We start from the raw sequence: 2,981 nt of genomic DNA, 5'->3' as shown, positions 1-2,981 counted from the left end.
GTAATAATCAATTGTTAATTTCATTTTACTTAAAGGATTCACTATTTAATAATAAACAAATAGGTTTATTAAAAGAAAAAAAAGAAGAACAATATTGGTTTCAGAATTATCATTTGATTTTATATACAGATTTAAAAAATGATTTAGAAAAAAATATAAATGAATATTTGATTCCATATTATGTGAAAACAGCGAAACCGCGAATTAGGGATAGAAAAGCAAAGAACTATATGGATTNNACATAACATCTGGTATCAATAAATATAGAGAATTATTAGTAGATGAAAGATTAGATGTATTTGGTGAAGATCATGAGAATGACAGAGGAAACGGAAGTTAGAAAAGTTGCAATAATGATGAAGCAGAAGCAATTAAGGGATTTAATTTTCAAAAGGCAAATATTAAATTCATTTCCGACAATTTATAAAATGGCTGCATATCAAAACCATTATGACCATCTAAAAGGTCAACGAGGGACAACGAAATACAAAATAGGATTTATTGGTATCGCAAAACCTAGTATTGCATATTACCAACTTTGATGAAATTTTTATACATGGATTTTTCAGAAGGGATGTAATATACATTTTGAATATTACATTGAGAATATTGTACTGGGGACTGTGAAAACCATGAAAGGATTCTCAACAGTATTGTGAAATTTATATACTCTAGAAAAAAGAATTTTGGTTAACCTATTAAGATCTGTTAGTATATTGTATTTCTTTAGAGTAAAGGATTGGATGTTGTGAACAAAGTTTTATACAAATATAGGGCTATAAATGATAATACCCTAAATATATTAAAAGAAAATAAAATTTGGTACGCCAATGTGGCTAGTTTAAATGATCCAAATGAAGGCTTGTTAAGAGAAATTACAAGTACACAAGCCAGTGATTTTATAAATAAAACAAAAGAGAATCAGATGTCCGGATTTGTTTTTAGTATGTTTATGGCACTTAAAAGTAATACATTATTTTATGGATTGAATAATACGGGAATAAAAAAATTACAAAAGAAAATAGCAAGTAAAAAAGGAATTGAGAGAAAATATAAATATATCAATAGGTTTTTACAAGAAAAGGTAGGAAGAGGTTTTACTAATCCTGAAGGATTTTTAAATTCGATACACTCTAGTATAGAGGATGCTGGTATTTTAAGTTTAAGTGAAGACCCCTTGAATAATTTAATGTGGTCACATTATGCAAATAATCACCAAGGTATTGCAATTGGTATAAATAACTATAAAAGTGATGATTATAAAATGGTAAATTATAATTTAACATCTGACATTCCTAAAATTGATCTTACCGAATATTTTTCAATTTTTAAAATTTATAAAGAAAAAAATACGTATGAAATTGCCTTTAATGATCCATCTTTGCAGGAAATATTGCTTACGAAAACAGCTGAGTGGCAATATGAAAAAGAGTGGCGTGGTTTAAAAGGAAAATATGGATTATTCCCATTAAACGGAAATGTAACAGAGGTTGTATTTGGTTTAAATTGTATTAAATCAAATCGAGATAAAATAAGAAAAATTATAGAAGAGAATAGTAAATCAGATATCCTCTTTAAAGAAGTTTATCAGAATCCTAGTAGTTATGATTTCTTATTAAGGAATTGTTAAATCAAATAAACATAAAGAACCCAAAATCAATTTTTTGTTTAAAGGAGAATAAGAGTGATTATACGTAATATAGATATTTCAATTGATATAGCGTCATGGCTCGGCAAACCTATTCCTACTGGGATATCAACCTTATCTAGTAAATCTAATATGTATATAGACTTATTAGAAGTATTAATTCATGTTGCAAAAAGAACTAGTCTTCCTATAAGTTACGGTTTTGCTCTAGGAGATTTGTGGGCTTGGTTAAGATATTTGCCAGCGGTTTCAAACAGCTCTGATCTTAAATTAAGACAAGAGTGGGAAGAACTTGATTCGCACCAAAAAACTATATTGAGCGATGATATGGGTATGGGTTTCTCTTCTTCAATACTTTCAAAAGCTCTTAAACTATTATTTATTTGTCCAACAAATTACATAGTAGAAAACCATCCGAGTATAAGCTTAGGAAAAACTGGGAAAAGGGGACCTAATAAATCGCCTGATTTTATAGCTGTTGATATTCACGGCAAATTACACATAATAGAATGTAAGGGCACTCAAAAAGATAGTAAACAACTAGATTCCCAGTTAGATACTGGTTTTAATCAAAAGAGTAATGTTGTAGCTCCAGCGGGATTTATAGACCAAAGTCTGGTTTCAGGTATATTTATTCCTCAATATTCAAATACAGAAAAGGCGATTTTTAAAATAAAGGATCCGGAGTTTCCACTTAATTTTTCTAATGTAAGTAAGGAAGATATTATTGAAAGCATTATACTTGGTGAGATAGCATCTAGTATACATTTATTGGGGTTTCCCAAGTTGGCTAACAGTATAGCCAAAAATGAAAAACTAAATGATAGTACTTTAGAAAAAATTAAAGAAGATATTAATGTTTTAGCAACAGAAGAATGGAATGGAAAAGTTTTCAGGAAACTTGATATTATCCATAGAGTTGACTATTCAGAGTTTATTGATCCTGAAATTTACGCAATAAAGGTCGAATTAGGTATGGAGCTAGAATTCATAAATAAGTTATTTTCTGAGTCGGATTTTAAGGTTATGGCTGAAAATTTTAGAAAACAAATAGAAAATGGTCAACTAAAAACTTTAGAAGCTGAGTCTACAAACAATTGGACACGAGTGCCTTCACCATTAGGATTTTATATTAAATTAGAAGTTTTAAGATAAAATAAAGATCACATTATATAATAGTCTAATAACTAAATATCTACTAGTAATTAGAAATTATGTTTGATTAAAATGTGCTTTATTAAAAGTTATAGATAAGCAGAAAATAGTTACGAAAATGTCAAACATACTATTATTTAATAAAAATAAATTCTGTTACAGTAGATCACAGTTGAGT

At 28.3% G+C, this 2,981-nt stretch carries 3 protein-coding genes; all 3 read left to right on the top strand.

What is annotated here, in order from left to right:
- Positions 1–311 precede the first annotated feature (311 nt).
- Positions 312–542: a hypothetical protein gene (locus tag V7127_RS25790; protein ID WP_335491124.1), complete on the top strand. Its 231-nt coding sequence runs from the start codon at positions 312–314 to the stop codon at positions 540–542.
- Positions 543–748: 206 nt separating this feature from the next.
- Positions 749–1,630, top strand: a complete 882-nt coding sequence (locus V7127_RS25785; protein ID WP_335491121.1) for a DUF2971 domain-containing protein — start codon at positions 749–751, stop codon at positions 1,628–1,630.
- 54 nt (positions 1,631–1,684) lie between these two features.
- The gene (locus V7127_RS25780) at positions 1,685–2,803 is read left to right on the top strand and encodes a hypothetical protein (RefSeq protein ID WP_335491119.1); all 1,119 of its coding nucleotides are present in this window, start codon (positions 1,685–1,687) and stop codon (positions 2,801–2,803) included.
- The last annotated feature ends 178 nt before the right edge of the window (positions 2,804–2,981 follow it).

Source organism: Bacillus sp. JJ1773 (assembly GCF_036962035.1).
Lineage (GTDB): Bacteria > Bacillota > Bacilli > Bacillales > Cytobacillaceae > Cytobacillus.
The sequence above is the reverse complement of the archived record's forward strand: the minus strand, read 5'-3'. Positions and strand labels throughout refer to the sequence as shown.